This is a genomic window from Vibrio sp. 1557, assembly GCF_033340175.1.
GTDB lineage: Bacteria > Pseudomonadota > Gammaproteobacteria > Enterobacterales > Vibrionaceae > Vibrio > Vibrio alginolyticus.
Genome location: NZ_JAWOVZ010000159.1, coordinates 1 through 1,290, shown reverse-complemented (window position 1 = coordinate 1,290; position 1,290 = coordinate 1). Strand labels below are relative to the sequence as shown.

The following is a 1,290-nucleotide window of genomic DNA, read 5'->3' as shown; positions in this document are numbered from 1 at the left end:
AATCTCGCCGAACTTTGTCAGATAATTTTGATCTAAAAAACGCAAACCCTGACGCTGCAGATACTGCTTCGCCAGGGTCTCGTACTGATTACCTATTTGACGCTTACTAAAGAGCCCCACGCTCAGCCCAGCTCAATTCGCGTTGTACAACACAGTTGTTGTCAATGCTTAACGTACCAGTTTGGCCGCTTACTGAGTAACCTGGTACCACTTTCATTTGTGGCAATTCACCGATCAGTTTGTAGGCATCCATCCCTAGAGCTTTTAAGCGTTTTTCCATGTTGGATTGATCTGCCCATAGCTCGTTCATTTCAGCGGTCACAATTGGGTCTGGGTTTACTAACAGCGGAATGTCACTGTAGATAATGCCTGTTAGGTCTTCGTACGTCGCACCACCGCTGTTGCTACGAGAGTTCGAGAACAGTTTTGGTGGCTTCGCATCTGGGTTAATTGCGACCTCAATGAATGGTTTGATAAGTGTTAGTTCAGAGCTACGAGCGACAATGTAAACTGCGTCCACATCACGACGACTGCGTGGCTGTGTTTCCAACTTAATGCGCATGAGCGATTGCATCTGTGCGATACGCTGTTTGCTCTCTTGTAATCCAAAGACGTCGTTAATGTCTTTTTGTAGCTGGCGCTTATCACCAAAGTAGCTTGTTGCGACTTTGTTTGAGCTGTACTTGCTCCATTCTTCATTGAAAGCTTGCACAACACGCTCACCGTAGCTGCCTTTTGGCGCTAGGATCAGCGGGAAGCTATAGCCTTCACTAAACAAGTATTTTGCAGCTTGAGCCACTTCTTGCTCAGGTGACAACGCTAGGTAGCAAATGTCGGTACCTGGCTGAACATCTTCAGGAATATTCAGCGCCAGTGCTGGAATGGCTGGACTGTTTGCTGAGCCATCCATTGTTGTTTGCAATAGTTCGACATTTTCTTTTTGCAGCGGGCCGACAACAAAATCGATGTTTTCGTTGATAAGACGTTGTTTCACTTCATCAGCGCTGTACGCATTCGTATCAATGACGGTAAGCGTTGCACTTGGATCGCGGTTTCTATCATTCATCATCGCGAATACAAAACCATCGCGGATCAATTGTGCCTGAGGCGCAAACTTACCTGTTAATGGTAACAACAATGCTGTGTTGTTTGGTTTTACGATATCAAGTGACAGAATGTTTTGAATTTCTTCTGGCGTATAGATTGCCGCTGGGTGTGACGGGTTCTCGTTCAACCAACGCTCAAGGGTATTTTTTAACTGAGACAGATTGCCGGAGAGCGTTTTTGCGT

Annotated in this window: 2 protein-coding genes; both read right to left on the bottom strand. The window is 46.0% G+C overall.

From position 1 onward, the window contains the following. A partial coding sequence (locus tag R7070_RS25490; protein WP_318129404.1) for a YraN family protein occupies window positions 1-120 on the bottom strand: 120 nt, incomplete at its 3' end. Beyond that, a partial coding sequence (locus tag R7070_RS25485; protein WP_318141423.1) for a penicillin-binding protein activator occupies window positions 107-1,290 on the bottom strand: 1,184 nt, incomplete at its 5' end. The genes R7070_RS25490 and R7070_RS25485, both read right to left, overlap by 14 nt.